Origin of the sequence: Aeromonas salmonicida (genome assembly GCF_028355655.1) — a bacterium.
GTDB lineage: Bacteria > Pseudomonadota > Gammaproteobacteria > Enterobacterales > Aeromonadaceae > Aeromonas > Aeromonas salmonicida.
The window spans coordinates 3,885,788-3,903,838 of the sequence record NZ_CP110645.1; the positions used below are offsets into that span (position 1 = coordinate 3,885,788).

Below are 18,051 nucleotides of genomic sequence, written 5' to 3' on the forward strand. Positions count from 1 at the left end.
ATACAATATTGCAGCCTGATAAACCACTGTCGTCGTTAGTCATCCGGCGAGAATCCTTATCACTTTTTTAGACGTCTAGACGTAGAAACATGCGTTGACATAGCCATCCAGACATCTTAGCATCATCCTCCATGATGACAGAGTAACCCAGTGGAACCTCTGCCCTATTCACCCGCCTGTAGCGCCCTGTGCTTTAAGGCTGTTAGCACGGAAGAATCCATGATTAAGTTGATCGGTCTCAACAAAGTCTACGGTAAAGGCAGTGATGCCGTGCACGCCCTGCGTGACGTGAGCCTGCATGTGCCACAAGGCAAAATTTTCGGGGTGATCGGTGCCTCCGGTGCCGGCAAGAGTACCCTCATCCGTTGTGTCAACCTGCTGGAACGCCCGACAGAGGGGCAGGTCATCGTCGACGGCCAGGACCTGACAGCGCTGCCTGAGCGGGAGCTGACCCAGGCCCGCCGCCAGATCGGCATGATTTTTCAGCACTTCAACCTGCTCTCCTCCCGCACAGTGTTCGCCAATATCGCGTTCCCGCTGGAACTGGCAGGCTGGAGCAAGGCCCAAATCCAGACCCGGGTCGACGAGTTGCTGGCGCTGGTCGGGCTGGAAGCCCGCGCCCACGCCTATCCGTCCGAGCTGTCCGGCGGCCAGAAGCAGCGTGTCGCCATCGCCCGCGCCCTGGCACCGGCTCCCAAGGTATTGCTGTGTGACGAAGCCACCTCGGCCCTCGACCCGCAGACCACACGTTCGATCCTGAGCCTGCTCAAGGAGATCAACGTCAAGCTGGGGCTCACCATACTGCTCATCACCCACGAGATGGATGTGGTGAAGGGGATCTGTGATGACGTGGCCATCATCAGCGACGGCAGTCTGATCGAGCAGGGCGAGGTCGCCTGGTTCTTCAGCAATGCCAAGACCCAGCTGGCCCGTGATTTCATCCACTCCACCATCCATCTGGAGGTGCCGCAGGAGTATCAGGACCGCATGAGCAGCGAGCGAGTGGCGGGCAGCTATCCGCTGGTGAAACTCGGCTTTACCGGCAGCACCGTCGATACACCGCTGATTTCCGAGGCGAGTCGTCGCTTCAACATCGATATCAGCATACTGAGCGCCGATATCGAGTACGCCGGGGGCGTCAAGTTCGGCTTCCTGCTGGCAGAACTGTTCGGGGATGAGGCCCAGTGCGAGGCGACTCAGCAATTCCTGATAGACAACCATATTCAGCTGGAGGTCATGGGTTATGTCCGCAGCAACGACTGATCTGCTCATCACTGCCCTCAAGGGCTGCCAGACGCAGTCCCTGATCACAATCGCATTCAGCTGGAGGTAATGGGTTATGTCCGAAGCCATGATTAATCTGCTGGTCACCGCCCTCGGTGATACCCTGCTGATGGTGTTTGCCTCCGCCCTGTTTGGCTGCCTGCTTGGCCTGCCCCTTGGGGTAGCATTGCACGTCACCAAGGCGGGCCAGATCCTGGCAAACCCGGCCCTGAACAAGCTGCTCGGCATCCTTGTCAACATTGGCCGTTCCGTGCCCTTCATCATTCTGCTGGTGGCCATCATTCCGCTGACCCGGCTGATCGTCGGCACCAGCATAGGCACCATAGCCGCCATAGTGCCGCTGACCATAGGTGCAGTGCCCTTCATCGCCCGTCTGGTGGAAGGTGCTCTGATGGAGGTGCCGGACGGCTTGCTGGAAGCGGCCAAGGCTATGGGTGCCAAACCCTTGCAAATCATCACCAAGGTGCTGCTGCCAGAAGCCCTGCCCGGCATCATCAACAGCGTCACCATTACCCTGGTCACGCTGGTGAACTACTCCGCCATGGCCGGTGCCATCGGAGGGGGTGGCCTGGGCGATGTGGGTATTCGCTACGGTTATCAGCGCTTTGACCCCACCGTCATGCTGGCAACCGTTGTTATTCTGGTTTTACTGGTTCAAATCATCCAGAGCGCGGGTGAGCGCCTGGTCAACACATGTGATCATCGTTAATCGTCGATTTCTGACAGGAGGTTTTTATGAAATTTGGCATTAAATCCGTTGCGGCTGCCTTGTTGGCTGGCCTGGTACTGGCCGGTTGTGGTCAAAAAGAAGAGAACAAGACCCTGAAAGTAGGCGCCATCGCCGGGGCGGAATCCCAGCTGGTGGAAGCCGCGGCCAAGGTCGCCAAGGACAAGTTCGGTCTGGATGTCGAAGTGGTCACCTTCTCCGACTTTGCCACCCCGAACGTGGCCCTGAACGATGGCAGCATCGATCTGAACGCCTTCCAGCACAAACCGTATCTGGATAGCCAGGTCAAGGATCGCGGCTTCGATCTGGTACCGGTTGGCAACACCTTCGTCTACCCCATCGCCGGCTACTCCAAGAAGATCAAGGCCCTGGCCGATCTGAAAGAGGGCGCGCAAATCGCCGTGCCGAACGACCCGACCAACCTGGGCCGCTCTCTGATCCTGCTGCAAAAGCAGGGCCTGCTGACCCTGAAAGAAGGCACAGGTCTGGAAGCGACTGTGCTCGACATCGCCAGCAACCCGAAAAAGCTGAAGATTGTTGAACTGGAAGCGGCACAGCTGCCCCGCTCCCTGGAAGATGTGGACCTGGCCATCATCAATACCGTGTATGCCTCCCAGATCGATCTGCTGCCAGGCCGTGACGGTCTGTTCGTGGAAGACAAGGATTCTCCCTATGTCAACCTGCTCGTCTCCCGTGGCAACAACAAGGATGACGCCAAGGTGAAGGAGTTCGTCCAGGCCTTCCAGAGCGACGAAGTGTACAAAACTGCTGACGAATTGTTCAAAGGCGGCATCGTCAAAGGTTGGTAATCACTCACTCAGCAAAAAAGGCCACGCCAAGCGTGGCCTTTTTTATTGCCGCGGTTATCATAACCGGGAGCACGGCAACACGAACGTAACAGAACATGAAAAAATGGTATCTGGCCTACTGCAAGCCAAAGGAAGAGGCCCGCGCACGCGCCCATCTCGAAGCCCAGGGGATTGAGTCCTATTACCCCATGGTCGAGATCGAGAAGCTGCGACGGGGCAAGCGTGTCCCTGTGCGGGAACCCATGTTTCCCAACTATCTGTTTATCTATGTGGATCTGGAGGAGGTCACGCCGGTCACCCTGAAGTCGACCCGTGGCATCAGCCGCATCATCCACTTCGGCAAGGAGTGGACCGCCATCAGCAGCCAGCTGGTTTATCAGTTGATGAGCCGTGACGACAGCGACGAGGCGAGAGCCAGCTACGCCAACCTGCCGACCCAGGGCGACAAGGTATTGATCGAATCGGGCCCATTGGCCGGATTCGAGGCGATTTATCTGGAGCCGGATGGGGAGAAACGCGCCATCCTGCTGGTCAGCCTGCTCAACCAGGAGACCTCCAGCAGTTTCGACAATCAGGCTTTTCGCCGCCTGTAATGACCCTCATCAGGCAGGCGTTCATGACAAGCAACGCCTCATTCCTCCTGGTGAGCCGGCTCAACCAGGAGACCTCCAGCAGCTTCGATAATCAGGCTGTCTGCCGCCTGTACCAATGCTGAGGCGGGCCATCTGGCCCGCCTCATTTATTTATCCAGATCATCCGCCTTGGCGGCGTTATCAGGCCCCCAGTTCGAAGCGACTGATGACGGACGTCAAACGACCCGTATCCTGTGCCAGTCTGGCCACTATCTCTTCCCCCTGCTGGCTGCGCTGGCTCGATTGCCGGCTCAGCCCGGCGATCTCTTCCACTGTGCCCGCCACCTCCTGGGCAACCCGCGACTGCTGCTCGGTAGCGGTGGCAATGGCCCCCAGCTGACCGGACAGATCCTGCACCAGCTGCAGCATGGTATCCAGGGTCTGCGTCACAGAGGCAACGGCGTTGCGGCCCTGTTCGACCAACTGGGTACCGCTGCCGACCGTGCTCACCGTCTGGCGGGTCTGTTGCTGAATGCTGGCGATGGTCTGACTGATCTCCTCGGTTGATTGACTGGTGCGACTGGCAAGCAGACGCACCTCATCGGCCACCACGGCAAAGCCACGCCCCTGCTCCCCGGCCCGCGCCGCCTCGATGGCAGCATTGAGCGCCAGCAGATTGGTCTGCTCGGCGATGGTAGCGATCACCTCGGTCACACGGCCGACCTGTTCGCTCTGGGCACTGAGTAGCCCCATGGCCTGATTGGCCTGAGCTATCATGGCGGCAATCTCCTGCATTGTGGTGGTCATGCGACCGAGGGCACTGCCACCTTGCTGTGTCTGTCCCTCAGCCTGGTGGGCCACTCGAGCCGCCTCGGCTATGTTCCCCGCCACATCACGGGTGCTGACCGACATCTGTTCGATCGCCGCCGCCACCGTATCCACCCGCTGATTCTGGCTCGCCAGATCGGTGACTATGGCCCGGGTGGTGTTACCCACCTCGACACACGCCCCTTCCACCTGCCCCACGGCGCCCTGGATCTCGCCGACCAGCTGACGCAGCTGCAACGACATCTGGTTGATGGATCCCGTCAATCCCCCCAGCTCATCCTGACTCTGCACCGGCAGAGGGCGGGACGGCAGACGGCCATTGGCCACCAGATCGGCTCGCACCACCAGACTGGCGATGTCCCGGGTCAGGCGGCGACTGAACAGCAGGGCGACCAGGGTGCCCAGCACTATGACGGTCAGGGTAGCCAGCAGCAGGGTACGGTTGATGGTCTGACCGGCACTGGCCATCTTCTCCCCCATGCTGTCCACTTCAGAGCGAGTCTGGGTCACCTGGGCTGCCAGCTGACTGGCCAGCTGGGTCAACGCAGGTTCTATGTCGGTTGCCATCAGATGATTGGCCTGATCCCAGTCCGGGGCCTGACGCTTGCTTATCACCTGACCGACCAGTTCGGCAAAGGGCGCTGACATCTCTTCAAACAGCGACCAGAGGCTCTTCTGGGCCTCGGAGAAATTGGCCTGCTGCTGTTTCAGCTCGGCGACCCGCTGCTGATGGAACTGGTAGTAATCCTGATACTTGGTGCCATATTCCGGGTCACCCGAGATGAGGAAGTCGCGCAGGGCTGAGAGGGCATTGGAGAGGCTGTTATACGCATCCCCCACCTGCTTGAGCAGCAGGCGGCGATCCCCTGGCAACTGATCCTGCGGGGTGGCCACCTCTTCATTGGCGAATGACTGCAACTGATCGAGGGCCGCTTCTGCCAGCGGACCCGCCTCCAGCAGCATGAGCGTGTGGGCGGGCAGGTTCTCCTCTGTGTGGGCGATGGCCCATACCTGCTCCTGGCGTCCTTTAAAGGCCTTGAGCGACTGGGCAAGCGCGGGAGTGAACTGCTGCTGCTCGATGGCTTGCCAGGCCCCTTCCCACTCCTGTTTGAGGCGGGAGGCCTGGGCCGGATCCTTGCCGAGGATGAGATAACCGCGCAGGGAGGAGACGGTGGCCACCAGCGCCTTCTGGCTCGCTTCATCCCGTTGCAGAGCAGGCAGCGCCTGCTCCAGCAGCGCTGTCTCGACCTCGCCGATCCGGCCGAGCTGGTGATAGACAAGGCCGGAGGAGAGGATCACCAACAGATTGATAAAACAGAAACTAAACAACAACTTGCTTGAAATTTTCATGAACGTCCTTGTTCAACTGCGGGCATGCCGCCTGGCGATCAGTCCCCGATCAGGCCGGGTAACCGTTCGCGCCAGGTGTCGTGCCACCCCATCAATTCATCCCGCGGCATGGGCCGGGCGGAGAAGAAGCCCTGACACACGTCGCACCCCAATCTGGCCAGCAGCCGCCAGGTCAATTCATCCTCTACCCCTTCGGCGACCGACTTGAGTCCCAACTTGCGGGCCAGTTCGATACTTGACTCTATTATGGCCAAGCGGGAGGGGTCCTCATAGCAGCGATCGACGAAAGAGCGATCCAGTTTGAGCTCGGTGAAGGGCAGCAGCGCCAGCTGCTGCATGGAGGAGTAGCCGGTCCCGAAGTCATCGATGGAGAGGCCAAAGCCATGCATCCGCAGCCGGGTCAGCACTTCCAGCGACTTGCCCAGATCTTTGACGAACGAGCTTTCGGTCACCTCCAGGGTGATGAGTTCGGGGTTGATGCTCCAGCGCTGGCACTGGTTGATCAGGGTATTGCAGAGATCCCCCTCGATGAGGGAGGTGGTTGAGAGGTTCATCGACAGATTGAGGGAGAGACCTGTCTGCTCCCACAGGTGACCGTCACGCAACGACTTGCTGATGATCACCTCGGTCAGTTGATCGATGAGGCCGTTGTTCTCCGCCAGGGGAATGAAGCGCACCGGCGAGATGAGGCCATAGTCAGGGTGTTGCCAACGGGCAAGCGCCTCCATGCCGACCCAGTGCCCCGAGCCAAAACTCACCTTGGGCTGATACCAGGGCAGCAGTTGATCCTGCTCCAATGCCCGGCTCAGCTCATCCAGCGTCAGGCTGTGACCATCTTCCTCCTGGGCACGCTCCTGCTGTGGGCGCCAGGCGCCTATCAACTGGCTGATCTGCTGCTGGCTGGAGGGCTTTTCGATGCGCCCAAGCACCTGCAGGCCATAGGCGGCGCTCATCCGCAACACGGCCTCGACCACGTCATCTTCCAGTGCACTGGAGAGGATGATACCGCCACGAAAGCCCCCGAGGGACAGACGGCGCAGCAACGCCATGCCATCCATGCCGGGCATGCGCAGATCGCAAAACAGAATGTCGACCTGATGGCGCTGACACATTGCCAGTGCCTCCACGCCATCCTGAGCCTCCAGCAGTGAGGTATAACCGAGCCCACGGATCTGGTGCATCAGTGCCTTGCGCTGAAACGCGTGGTCTTCCACCACCATGATCGCCAACTCATGCTGTGTCTTGTTCATCGAGCCATAGTCCAATTTCGCGTGTTATAGAGTTCATCAGCGCCTGTACTGTCTGGCTCAACTCGGTGAGTTCTTCCAGTTGTTTCAGTCGGGCCGCCGCTTCGAGTCGGGCAGCTTCCTCTGCCAATGGTAGCTGTCCTACCATGCGGGCAGCCCCCTTGATGCGGTGCGCAGTCTCTACCAGAGCATACGTATCCTGACGGGCCAATGCCTGCATCATGTCATCACTATCCTGGCGGTTGGAATCCAGATACTCCCGCGCCATGCTGCGGGCCACCGCCTCATCGCCAAACAGCGAGATCCAGCATGCCCCCAGATCCGCAGCGGGTTCAGCAGGCGCCGGTATCACCTCGGCGACCGGTGCAACGACCGGCAACCAGTCCTCCAGCATCTGGCGCAAGGTATCCAGGGTGTAAGGCTTGAACAGCATGTCGTTCATGCCGGCCTCCTGCATCTGCAGACTGGCTTCTTCTGACGTATCCGCCGTGACGCCAATGATGGGCGCCTGTTCCCCCTGCCCTCGCAGGGTCCGTGTCAGGGTATAGCCATCCATCACCGGCATGTGGCAATCGGTGAGCAGCAAGGCAAAATCTTGCCCCTGCCAGGTGCGCAGCGCCTTCTCGCCATCATCCACCACCTCGGCATCCACCCCCAGAATGGCGAGCTGACGGGCCAGCAGAGCACGGTTGATGGGATGATCATCCGCCACCAGCACGCGTCCTTGCAACTTGGCCGTATGGGCCTCGACCGGATTGATCGCTTTCTCTCCCAGCAGCTGATGGCAGGTTTCCAGCAACAGATCCGGATAGAGCGGGGATTGCCCCAGGCGCCACCAGGCATCCGATCCCATGCGGCCGCGCAGTGCCTCCAGCGGGGAGAGCACTATGCCCTTGAGCGCGGATTGCTGTAAACGTGTCAGCCAGTCACTGCCCAGGGCCTGTTCCAGCCAGCCCTCCTCCGCGAACAGCAAGCCACTCAGTGGCTGTTGCCACTGCTGAGGATCCAGACGATTCAGCCTGGCCCCCAGCCGCTGCATGGCAGACTGCAAGGCGGCATCCTCGCCAAACAGCCACCATTCCTGGCCCGCCAGCGCAGGTGCATCCCATCGACTCTCGGTCAACGGAAAGCTGAACGTCAGGCGGGTTCCCTGGCCGGGTTTGCTCTCAAGGGCCAGGCTGCCTCCCATTTTCTGGGCCAGCTGATGACAGATGGCCAGCCCCAGCCCTGTGCCGCCAAAGCGTCGATTTATGTCGGATTCCACCTGCTCGAATGGGGTAAACAGGCGATCCTGCTTCGCTTCGGCAATGCCGATACCGGTATCACTGACGGCGATGAGCAGTTGCTCGGCGCGATAACTGACCTGGATACGGATCTCCCCCCGCTCGGTGAACTTGACCGCATTGTTGAGCAGATTGGAAAGCACCTGTCCCACCCGCACAGCATCGATACGCGCTTGGTCCGGCACGTCTGGCGCCCAATCCAGTGTCACTTTGAGCCCCTTGCCATGAGCCAGGGTGGCATGACCACGGATCACGTCACAGATCACGGAGGCGAGACGGCAGGCTTGATAATGCAGTTGCAGCTGGCCTGCCTCTATCTTGGAAAAGTCGAGCACATCGTTGACCAGATAGAGCAGGTTGTTGGTTGAGGTGATGACGTTGCGCAGCATGTAACGCTGATCTTCACTCAATTCGCTCATCTGCAGCAGCTCCAGCATGCCGTGCATGCCGGAGATGGGGGTTCTGAGTTCGTGGCTCATGGTGGCGAGGAAACGGCTGCGCACCTGCATCGCCTGCTCCGCATAGGCGCGCGCCTCCCTCAGCTCATGCTCCTGACGCTTGAGGGCAGTGATGTCCTGGATCACGCCGTTGAGGATCAGATTCCCCTCTTCCTGCGGCACGAAACTGCCGCGCACTTGCAGGTAGCGATCCCCCTCAGGGCGCTCTACCTTTACCTCCAGGTCGAGCGGTGCCAGTGTCTCGGCGTGGTTGGCGACCTTGCTGACAAAATCCTGCAGCGCCTCTTCGGTAAAGCCGAACACCTCGCCCCCGGACTCCGCTGACAGCATCTCCTGCTGGCTGGCCCCCAGGATCTCGTTCGCCCCTTGCGAGGCATAGAGGAAGCGCCCCTGGCCCGGCCCCTGCCACAGGTACTGATATACAATACCTGGCATGCTGTCGGTGATCTGGGTGAGCCGGGTCTCCGCCTTGCGGGCCCGCGCCTCGGCTTCCTTGATACGGGTCACATCGGTGAGCACCGTCAGTACACCCAGCATGTCGCCGCTCGGTGAGCGGTAGGGGCGCTTGGCATAGATAACGTGAAACAGGGTGCCATCTTGGCGGCGACTGTAACCAGCCCCTTCCAGCTGCTTGCCGCTGTGCCACACATCCTGCTCCTCTTTGAGCACCCGCTCACGCTCCTGGGGCGGCATGCCGTCAAGATCGATACACTCATCGCCCACGCAGGCACCAAGGAAAGCATCCCGATAAGCCTGGTTGCACAGCGTGATGCTCTGCTCCCGGTCACGCAGTGCCACCATGTTGGGCAGGGAGTTGAGCAGGGTCTGCACAAAGGTCAGCTGCTCGTTCAATTTGCGCTCGGCCAGCTGGCGCTGGACTATCTGGCGACGCAGCGTGCGGTTCCAGCCCATGAATAACAGCACGCAGAGCAGAAAGGCCCCCATACCGAAAGATGACCAGAGCAGCACGGTCGCCGGGTTGATGCCGGTCTGGATGGTGAGGGAGAGCCACTTCTGTTCCAGCCTCGACAACTCGTCAGGCCGGATGGAGAGCAAGACCTTGGTCAGGATCTGCTGCAACATGGGATCTTGCTGATGGGCCGCCATGGCGACGGGCACTCGCAACTCGTTGCCGGAGAAGACCACCTGATAGCGGTTGTTGAATCCCTTCTGCAACGCCAGTTGCAGCGTTGTCATGCTCATCAGCACATAATCGACCTCATTCTGATCGAGCAGGGGCAACAGCCTGGTATCACTGCTGACCGTCACCGGATAGGCTCCCACCTCCTTGAGCACCAGTTCCTCCACAGAACCACCGACTATGCCTACCTTGTGCCCCTTGAGCTGATTGAGATCCTCAAGCTCAGCCACCCCCTGTCTGGCCGCGATCACTCTGTGGATGAAGGCGTACTCAGGGGTAAACAGAGAGAATTGGCGGCGTTCGGGCGTCGGCGTCATGGCCGGAATGAAATCCAGTTTGCGCGCCTGGAACAGCGCCTGGGTTTCGGTCCAGCTGCTGGTCGGTACCAGAGTAAACTTGAGACCGGACCGGGTGCTCATCACCTTGAGCAGGTCGGCGATGAAACCCTTGAGCTGACCCGCACCATCGATCTCGCTCACCGCTGGCCAGTCAGGTGCAACGCCGAACTTGAGCGTGGGATGCAAGGCCAGCCAATTCAGCTCGCTCTGGTTGAAGATAATCTGGCGAGGGCCATGAGCCAGTTCATAGTCGACTATGCCCCCCGTCTCCAGAATGCGGCGCCGATCCTCAAGGGGGATGTCGTTGAGCGCCAGCTCCAGCAGTGCCAGCAGTCCCTGATTATTGGGTCCCACTGCCATGGCCAGCGAGGTATCCGTCACCCAGTCCGGGGTGATCACTTTCAGGCCGGCCTGCTGCTGCAGGCGTTGCAAGCGTACCAGGGCAGGGAGATCGGCCAGATAGGCGTCTGCCAACCCTTTTTTCACCATGAAGACGGCCTCGTCGCTGCTGTCTGCCTGCGCCAGCTGGTCCATGCCCAGCTTCTCAAGGTCCTCACAGGAGTTGAATCCCTGTTCACACACCCAGCGTAATTGACGAGCCGCCGCCAGGGAGAGGGTGTCGTTCCCCTTCGCCAACAGCACACCGCGGGGCAGTCCCATGAGATCCGAGGTAAACCGCATTTTCTGTTGCCGCGAGGCACTGGGGGTCACGCCGATCAGCATGTCGACCTCGCCATCAAGCAGCGCTTGCTGGGCACCAGCGTAGTAGGGATAGGTCTTGTAGCGCAGCGTCAGTCCCAGCCGACCTGCAACCAGAGAGGCAAAATCATCCAGCGGACCACTGAACCCCCCCCGGCTATTGGCATAGACGTAAGGGGGCCAGGCCACAGAGGGCATGCCGACAACCAGATCGCTGCGCGAGGCGAGCCACAGGCGCTCAGACAGCCCCAGCCGGTCCTTGTCCAGACTGGTTTGCGCTAAAGCCAAATGGCCCCAGCAGGCAAGCCAGCACAGCAGGAAGGCGCGATAGCAAAGACGCAACATGGATAACTCCTGAACAGATCGGAGAGCGATAATAGGGATTTTGGCAAAATGTGCGAATGAAAATTCGTAACCAAACTCAACCGGATACAAAAATGGCAGGCCCAAGCCTGCCATTTTCTTGCAAGAAGGGGGCCAAGCCCCTTCTTGTCAGGTTATTCGATTCCCAAGTCGGAAGCCGGTTTGATATTCCTGCTCACGGATGTGGGCGACCTGCACATTTTGCCCTTCCAGGCCGATATCTTTCAGCAAGGCAGGTGAGAGGTGCAGGTAGCTGATACGGCGCTCCAGCCGGTTGATCCGTTTCTGAACCAGGGATTCGACAGCGCGTAGCAGAGCCAGTTCGATAGACATGATATTCTCCAGTTGAACGTGCGGTTCTCCCGGAGAGAAGAGATCACCCTGCGGGACAACCGCGGGTGATAAAAAGACAGGGGTTACCTGTTTCCTCCACGCGGTAAAAAAAGAGCACGAGTCTTCGCGCTGCCAATGCAGCGATCGGACGCAACGTTTAGCATTGAATGTTGCATATTCGTCTCCTTACCAAGTGAAAGTTGAACAAGTTGCCACAGTCTAAAAAAAGACCGAATTCTATACAATAACCTCACCCCCATATGGGTGGTGAGTCATCTATCAATGCCTGCGCGCGTTCATTTCTGCCCTTCTCGCGGGCGTATCAGATCCCGGACAGCAAGCGGAACTCTTCCAGCGCATAGGTATCCGTCATGCCGCTGACATAGTCGAGCAACAGCCGCACCCTGTAGTACCACTCCTGCTCTGCACCGCTGTCGAAACGGGGATCCCTGTTGGCCACGGCCAGCCGGTATGCCTTGAGATGACGGGCCGACAAGCGGTGAAACAGGCGACGGGCGAAGAAGAGCTCGCTGCCCCCCTGCCCGGCCAGCAGGCGCTCGAATTGACTGGCGGGCAATGCCAGCAGGCAGGCATAGGTAGAGAGCACACCGCGCAAAGCGGCATAGCCTTCGAGCTCCAGCGCCTCGACCTCGGGGCGCATGAAAACCTGCTCGCGAGCCACCTGCTTGAGGGTGTCGAGCACCATGGCCGCCGGAGCCTGACCGTGCAGCAGGGCCCGGGGATAGGCACCGCTCAGTATGATCTCGTGCTCGCTCACATAGGTGTGGGCGGCCAGCGCGATCAAGTCGTGAGTCAGATGCTGGCGAAAATGGGGGAAGAAGCCTCTGTCCGAGGCGGTGGCATCCGCCAGCAGTCCGGCCATGTAGCTGCCTTCATCGGCCAGACGCAGCGCCTGTTGCAGCTCGCTCAGGCTGAGAATGCGTCTGTCCACCGCATCTTCGAGATCGGCGATGCAGTAAGAGATGTCGTCAGCCGCCTCCATGATGTAGACCAGCGGGTGGCGGCAACCGGGTGCCAGCCCCAGGCTCTGGCTCAGGGAACGGTAGAGGGGTTGCTCACTGAAGAAGATGCCGCGCTTGCTGGTCCAGCCGTGATGCTGGCCGTAATGAAGCCCCGGTAGGGGTTGCTGCGGATACTTGCACAGGGCGGCCAGCTGCCCCAGGGTCAGGTTCAGCTCATGCAGACTGTGCACCAACCGCAGACTCTGGGCATTGCCGTCAAACACCAGCAGATCCTGGCGCAGCTCAGCCCACTGCGGGCTGAGCGTCTGGCCAAGGGCTGCAGCGAACAGGGTATCCAGCTCCTGTGTCAGCCACTGGCTCATCACCTGCTCACCAAAGTGACCGAACGGCGGGTTGCCGACATCGTGCAGCAGGCAGGACATCTCCACCAGATTGATGAAGGCCCCCTCGCACACAGCACCCGCGGGCAGCGCCGCCAGAATGCGGCGGCTGATCTGGCGGCCTGTCTCCTGCACCTCCAGCGAGTGGGTCAGACGGCTGCGTACCGAGGCCTTCACATCGAGCGGGAAAACCTGGGTCTTCTGTTGCAGCCGGCGCACCGGTGCCGCCTGTACGATGCGGGCACGATCCAGCTCGGTCGCCTCAAGCAAGTCTTCCTCACCCCAGGGGTGACTGCGCAGTGACGGGATCAGGCGCTGATACATCTTGTTCATCTCCTTCTGTGCCTGAAGCGGCAACGTAATGAGGCGGCAGACAGGCTCAGGAGAGCAGCCAGCGCTTCAGCCGGGCTATGTCACCCGGGCACTCGCGGCGCAGCGACTCTATCCAGTCCTCCACGTTCTCCCACCAGGCGGGGTGATCCGGACTCTGGATCAGCTGGGCCAGCTGTTGCAGCCGGCGCAGACCGATGGAACCGGCCGCGCCCTTGATCTTGTGCGCCTCTTCCACCACGCCAGCCTGATCCTTGGCAATCATGTTGGAGTCGAGCACAGCCATGTAGTCCGGCATCATTTTCTCGAACAGTTCAACGCTGGAGAGCAGCACCGGCTTGCCCACTGTATCGGCGTAATCGGTGAGGAAGGGCAGGTCAAGCAGCGCATCCTGATTGCCTGCATCGGCTTGCTCGTCGGCCTCATCGTCGGCCAGATCCGCAAACAGGTGACCAATCACTTCGCGCACCGCCCGGGAGCCCAGCGGCTTGCTAATCACATCCTGCAGGCCGCGATCCCGATAATACTGGCGATCGCCTGTGGCATTGGCAGTGAGCGCCACCATGGGCGGCAAACTGTCGCCGTAGCGCGCCAACAACTGGGCCGCCACATCGAAGCCGGTCATGTCCGGCAGCTGGATGTCGAGCAGGATCAGGTCAAAGTCATCGGGATTGGCCATGGCCAGCGCCTGGGCGCCGTCCCGGGCCACCTTGACCACATGCCCCAACTTGTTGAGCAGGGCGCAGGCCACTGTTACATTCAGCTCCACGTCTTCCACCAGCAGGATGTCGAGGGTCGGCATCTCCTGTTCGGAAGTGGCCACCTGAGGTTCGACGCAATCCACCTCCAGCTCGGCGGTGAAGCAAGAACCTTCACCCGGGTCGCTGTCCACATAGAGCTGACCACCCATGGCCTGCACCAGCTGGCGGGAGACGGCCAGACCTATGCCGGTGCCGGTGGCGTGCTTCTTGCCTTGCACCTGATAGTACATGGCAAAAATTTTCTCCTGCTGGGCGCGAGGTATGCCGACACCGGTATCCTCCACCTCGAAGTGCAGTGCCAACTTGCCCGGCACATCGGCCGCGTGGGAGAGGCAACGCACAGTCACGCCGCCCTCATCGGTAAATTTGACCGCATTGCCCACCAGATTCCACAGCACCTGGCGCAGGCGGGTGCCATCGGCCATCACGAACTGCGGCATGTCGCCATCCCGATCGAAATGCAGATAAAGCCCCTTCTGCTCCGCCTGGATGCGCGACAGCGTCTCCAGCTCGTCCAGGAAGGCGGGCAGGTCGATGGGGGTCGGCGCTATCTCCAACCGGCGCCGGTCCAGCTTGTCCAGATCTATGATGTCATTGAAGATATTGCCCAGGGTCACGGCACTCAGGTGGATGGTCTTGAGCTGCTGATGCTGCCGGGGATCGAGGGGAGTATCCATCAGCATGCGACTGAGGCCCACTATGCCGTTGAGCGGAGTGCGCAGCTCATGGCTGATGGTGGAGATGAAAGTGGTCTTGTCGCGGCTCGCCTTCTCCAGCTTGTCCTGATATTGCTTGCGCTCTGTGATGTCGCGGCCAAAGCCGAGCAGGCCGAGCCGTTTGCCAAAGCGATCGAAGAAAGGCACCTTGCGCAGCTCGAAGTAGGCCTTGCGACCATCCGGGTATTCCAGCCACTGCTCATAGGTGAGCGGCTCGTTGCTGGTAAAGACCTGCTTGTCGGTCTCCACCACCTTGTTGGCAATCTCCTGCTTGTAGACATCGAACGGGGTCAGCCCGATGAGCTCGGCCTCCACACGGCCGGTCAGCTCCTCCATGGCGCGATTGCAGCCGGAGAACTGCTCGTCTTCATTGCGGTAGTAGACCAGATCGGGGGAGCAGTCGATGAAGGAGCGCAGCAAGGCGGTACGCTCGCCCAGGTGCAACTGGGCTTTTTCGCGCTGGAACACCTCGTTCTCCAGATCCTCGATCGCTTGCTGACGCAGTGTCTCGGCCCGATTGGTTTCGGCAATCTGGGCGTTGAGGCGGCTGATGTTCTCCTGCAGCTGGCTGTTGAGTTCCAGATCCCGTTCGCGCATGTCTTGCAGCTTGCGCACCATGCGGGTCAGTCGCTGGCGGGAATCCTCCAGCTGATCCACGACGATGGAGAGAAAATAGACGGCCCAGGGGGTCACCAGCAGGCCGAAGAAGACGGAGCGCACCAGGTCGACTATGTCTACGGTGCCGCGCAGAAACAGGGTTACCCCCATCTGGATGGAGACGGCCAGCACTATGATGCCCGTCGCCAGGAACATGCTGAAGCGCACCAGACCCAGCTTGGTCATCAGATCGACGTAATATTGCGCCCAGGATTTGATTTGTTTCATCTTGTTGTTTTCTCCCCGATATTCGCCGAACAGAATACCAGCACGGCGCGCCGAACTCTTGTGCCGTCACGCTATTAATTATTGATTAACGCCATCTGCCAACTGGGATAGCATGCGTTGGTGAACTCAGTCAGCCGCAGTTCAGCTTGCTGTCCTATCATCCCGAGCCATTTCATCCAACAGCTTGTTATTTCAGGAGTCTTACCGATGCGCACTCTCACCCTGCTGAGTCTTGGCCTGCTGGCAGCCAATGCCGCACACGCCGATCTGGGGGAGATCCCCAAGCAGTCCGGCTGGTCCGGTTTCCTGCTGGGCGGGGTCAACGCCGTCAGCTACAAGTCCAACTTCTATGCGGGCGATGACAGCAACAGCCGCATCAATGACCTCGGCTCTCCCGACAGTGAAAGCGGTCTGACTCCCCTCATCAACGCCGACATCCGTTACACCTTTGCCGACACCCGTACCCAGGTGTTTCTCGGCAACCTGATCCAGGATGCGATCCGCTTCGACTTCACCCAGCAGCTGGGTCTGCGCCAAGAGATGGGCGACAAGGGAATCGTCGCCACCTCCCTGGTGTTCAACGCCATGCCGGTCGAGCTGTGGAGCGATCCCTTCGCCACCAATGTGGATCGCAGCTCCACCGATGTGAAATCAAAAGGGGTTCGCTTCACTTGGGACAAGATCTGGGGCAGCAACTTCCACGGCAGCCTCACCAGCCGGGAAGTGGATCTGGATGAAGAGCGCAGTGGGCAGCAGTATGACCTGACCCACGGCACCCACTATGCCTCCATGCTGGATCGCAACGGCAAGGTGCACGACATGGAGATCTCCTATCAGTGGCATTTTGGCGGCAACCAGCTGCTGGAGCCCGCGATCCTCTACAAGCAGGCCAGGCTTGATGGCAGCGCCGAGAGCTTCAAGAACACGGGTCTGCAGCTGACCTACGCCAAGCGTGGTCCCCAGTGGTCCATCGTCAGCAACGTCTATGCCGGCAAGCGCAACTATGACGAGGCGAATCCCATCTTCGGCCAGAGCGCCGATGCAAACGAGTTTGCCATCAACGGTACCTTCTTCTGGCACAGTCTGTTCGGCGTCAAGGATCTCGCCGCCACCTTTACCGCGGCCTACTCCACCGCCAACTCCGACATCAGCTTCTACGACAGTCAGGCCACCCGCGTCAGCACCGGCCTGCTCTACAACTTCTAAACCGGTCCATCCCAGCAACAACAAGGCCACCCCATGGGGTGGCCTTGGCATTTGTGCACGGGGCTGACGTCAGATACCGAGCGAATCGAGCAGATCGTCGTGCTCATTGGCCACCTTGGCGGCAACCGGCGTCGGCTTGGATGCCGCCAGCTTGGTCTGGGCGATCAGCGCATCCGGATCCAGCTCCTCTTCGTCCATGCCATCACTGTGAATGCGGATGAACTCTGTCCTGTCCATCGCCAGCTCCAGATAGAAGATGTTGTTGCGGGAGGTGAAGAAGGTAACCCGGCGCGCTTCCGGGTTGTCGAGGTTGGTGTCGACGCTCAACATCACCTGCTTGTTCAGCGCCAGCATTTTCGGCTGGTTCTGGGTAATATGAGTCTGCAGATCACGGCCCACCTTGACGGTGAAACTGCCGACGATCTGGTTCATCAACTCGCCCATGACGTTGCTCACCTCGTCCGAAGTGTGGGAGATGGCGAGATCTTCCTTGGAGAGGCCCATGCTGAGCATGTAGCTCTCGTACAGCTCCATGGCCGCAGAGGCGGAGAAGTTGATCACGACCAGGCCGGAGAAACCACCGTCGAACAGCACGAAACAGCCGATATCCGGCTTGAGGCAGGTCTTGCTGATGCGCTGCACCATGCCGGAGAAACGCACCTGACTCTGGGTCGCCGCACTCAATACCCCCGTGACCGAATGGCACAGACTCAGCAACACATCCTCTGTGGTCAATACGGCGTCGTTGTCGGCTCTTGTCACTATCATGGGACCTTCCTGAACATCGAAAATGGGCTTATCTATACCATAACTCTAACAGATAGCGCGGCTTGAGCTCTGAAATAGCGAGCCGCCTCTCACTTGACTCAATTATCAACGCAAAGCGGGATGAAACCGGCCAGATGGGCAAGCCGGGCACGCCAGCTATCGGCTTGGGTTCGCAAGGCCTGCGGGTCATATGGCAAAGCGGGGTGAGCCCCCCAGATGGGGCCTGGCCAGGCTTTGTCCGTGGTGAAGCGGGCGACATGGTGCAGATGCAGTTGCGGTACCAGATTGCCCAGCGCCCCGATGTTGATCTTGTCCGGGCTGAGGGCCTGTTCCATCAGGGTGGCGACGGCGCAGGACTCCTGCATCAGCTGTTGCTGCTGAGCGGGCGCCAGATGGTGGATCTCGCGCAAGTTGTCTACCCGTGGCACCAGGATAAGCCAGGGATACTGGCTGTCCTTGGCGAGCAGGACACGGCAAAGCGGCAGATCCCCGAGCAGCTGGGTATCCGCCTGCAGGCGAGTATGCAATTCAAACATGAAGACCTCGTTGGATAAGGTGGGCGCAATGCACGATGAGAGCCCCCACGTTAC

General features: G+C 59.9%; 13 protein-coding genes. 5 read left to right on the forward strand and 8 right to left on the reverse strand.

The window, feature by feature from the left end:
* Positions 1-219 precede the first annotated feature (219 nt).
* From metN to rfaH, 4 genes are all read left to right on the forward strand, one after another.
* The gene (gene metN, locus ONZ54_RS18010; RefSeq protein ID WP_058393626.1) at positions 220-1,263 is read left to right on the forward strand and encodes a methionine ABC transporter ATP-binding protein MetN; all 1,044 of its coding nucleotides are present in this window, start codon (positions 220-222) and stop codon (positions 1,261-1,263) included.
* A gap of 76 nt (positions 1,264-1,339) precedes the next feature.
* The gene (locus ONZ54_RS18015) at positions 1,340-1,993 is read left to right on the forward strand and encodes a methionine ABC transporter permease (protein WP_017411745.1); all 654 of its coding nucleotides are present in this window, start codon (positions 1,340-1,342) and stop codon (positions 1,991-1,993) included.
* Positions 1,994-2,019: 26 nt separating this feature from the next.
* The gene (gene metQ / locus ONZ54_RS18020; RefSeq protein ID WP_058393627.1) at positions 2,020-2,820 is read left to right on the forward strand and encodes a methionine ABC transporter substrate-binding lipoprotein MetQ; all 801 of its coding nucleotides are present in this window, start codon (positions 2,020-2,022) and stop codon (positions 2,818-2,820) included.
* 95 nt (positions 2,821-2,915) lie between these two features.
* Positions 2,916-3,413 (forward strand): transcription/translation regulatory transformer protein RfaH, encoded by a 498-nt coding sequence (gene rfaH, locus ONZ54_RS18025; RefSeq protein ID WP_005311640.1) that lies wholly within the window; start codon positions 2,916-2,918, stop codon positions 3,411-3,413.
* 180 nt (positions 3,414-3,593) lie between these two features.
* On the opposite strand, the gene ONZ54_RS18030 is transcribed toward rfaH, so the two are convergent.
* From ONZ54_RS18030 to arcB, 6 genes are all read right to left on the reverse strand, one after another.
* Complete coding sequence (locus tag ONZ54_RS18030; protein ID WP_265462387.1) at positions 3,594-5,570, reverse strand: methyl-accepting chemotaxis protein; 1,977 nt, start codon at positions 5,568-5,570, stop codon at positions 3,594-3,596.
* A 38-nt stretch (positions 5,571-5,608) separates the two neighbouring features.
* Complete coding sequence (locus ONZ54_RS18035) at positions 5,609-6,820, reverse strand: EAL domain-containing response regulator (RefSeq protein WP_058393629.1); 1,212 nt, start codon at positions 6,818-6,820, stop codon at positions 5,609-5,611.
* Complete coding sequence (locus tag ONZ54_RS18040) at positions 6,801-11,081, reverse strand: ATP-binding protein (protein WP_271786836.1); 4,281 nt, start codon at positions 11,079-11,081, stop codon at positions 6,801-6,803. The genes ONZ54_RS18035 and ONZ54_RS18040 overlap by 20 nt, the downstream gene beginning before the upstream one ends.
* A gap of 147 nt (positions 11,082-11,228) precedes the next feature.
* Positions 11,229-11,432, reverse strand: a complete 204-nt coding sequence (locus ONZ54_RS18045; protein WP_271786837.1) for a hypothetical protein — start codon at positions 11,430-11,432, stop codon at positions 11,229-11,231.
* Between the two features lie 322 nt (positions 11,433-11,754).
* A complete protein-coding gene (gene dgt, locus ONZ54_RS18050; protein WP_271786838.1) occupies positions 11,755-13,119 on the reverse strand; it encodes a dGTPase in 1,365 nt (454 codons plus the stop codon).
* Between the two features lie 55 nt (positions 13,120-13,174).
* On the reverse strand, positions 13,175-15,487 hold the full coding sequence (arcB, locus tag ONZ54_RS18055; protein ID WP_271786839.1) for an aerobic respiration two-component sensor histidine kinase ArcB: 2,313 nt from the start codon (positions 15,485-15,487) through the stop codon (positions 13,175-13,177).
* A gap of 207 nt (positions 15,488-15,694) precedes the next feature.
* On the opposite strand from arcB, the gene ONZ54_RS18060 reads away from it, so the two are divergent.
* A complete protein-coding gene (locus tag ONZ54_RS18060) occupies positions 15,695-16,693 on the forward strand; it encodes a DUF2860 family protein (protein ID WP_034283655.1) in 999 nt (332 codons plus the stop codon).
* 69 nt (positions 16,694-16,762) lie between these two features.
* On the opposite strand, the gene ONZ54_RS18065 is transcribed toward ONZ54_RS18060, so the two are convergent.
* Together ONZ54_RS18065 and ONZ54_RS18070 are read right to left on the reverse strand one after the other, a co-directional pair.
* Positions 16,763-17,461: a DUF3334 family protein gene (locus ONZ54_RS18065; RefSeq protein ID WP_005311626.1), complete on the reverse strand. Its 699-nt coding sequence runs from the start codon at positions 17,459-17,461 to the stop codon at positions 16,763-16,765.
* A 98-nt stretch (positions 17,462-17,559) separates the two neighbouring features.
* Positions 17,560-17,997, reverse strand: a complete 438-nt coding sequence (locus tag ONZ54_RS18070) for an HIT domain-containing protein (protein WP_005311624.1) — start codon at positions 17,995-17,997, stop codon at positions 17,560-17,562.
* Between the last annotated feature and the right edge of the window lie 54 nt (positions 17,998-18,051).

Bases quoted from the DNA above. Each gene is read 5' to 3' on its own strand.
- metN (WP_058393626.1), top strand. From the start codon at position 220: ATGATTAAGTTGATCGGTCTCAACAAAGTCTACGGTAAAGGCAGTGAT.
- ONZ54_RS18015 (WP_017411745.1), top strand. From the start codon at position 1,340: ATGTCCGAAGCCATGATTAATCTGCTGGTCACCGCCCTCGGTGATACC.
- metQ (WP_058393627.1), top strand. From the start codon at position 2,020: ATGAAATTTGGCATTAAATCCGTTGCGGCTGCCTTGTTGGCTGGCCTG.
- rfaH (WP_005311640.1), top strand. From the start codon at position 2,916: ATGAAAAAATGGTATCTGGCCTACTGCAAGCCAAAGGAAGAGGCCCGC.
- ONZ54_RS18030 (WP_265462387.1), bottom strand. From the start codon at position 5,570: ATGAAAATTTCAAGCAAGTTGTTGTTTAGTTTCTGTTTTATCAATCTG.
- ONZ54_RS18035 (WP_058393629.1), bottom strand. From the start codon at position 6,820: ATGAACAAGACACAGCATGAGTTGGCGATCATGGTGGTGGAAGACCAC.
- ONZ54_RS18040 (WP_271786836.1), bottom strand. From the start codon at position 11,081: ATGTTGCGTCTTTGCTATCGCGCCTTCCTGCTGTGCTGGCTTGCCTGC.
- ONZ54_RS18045 (WP_271786837.1), bottom strand. From the start codon at position 11,432: ATGTCTATCGAACTGGCTCTGCTACGCGCTGTCGAATCCCTGGTTCAG.
- dgt (WP_271786838.1), bottom strand. From the start codon at position 13,119: ATGTATCAGCGCCTGATCCCGTCACTGCGCAGTCACCCCTGGGGTGAG.
- arcB (WP_271786839.1), bottom strand. From the start codon at position 15,487: ATGAAACAAATCAAATCCTGGGCGCAATATTACGTCGATCTGATGACC.
- ONZ54_RS18060 (WP_034283655.1), top strand. From the start codon at position 15,695: ATGCGCACTCTCACCCTGCTGAGTCTTGGCCTGCTGGCAGCCAATGCC.
- ONZ54_RS18065 (WP_005311626.1), bottom strand. From the start codon at position 17,461: ATGATAGTGACAAGAGCCGACAACGACGCCGTATTGACCACAGAGGAT.
- ONZ54_RS18070 (WP_005311624.1), bottom strand. From the start codon at position 17,997: ATGTTTGAATTGCATACTCGCCTGCAGGCGGATACCCAGCTGCTCGGG.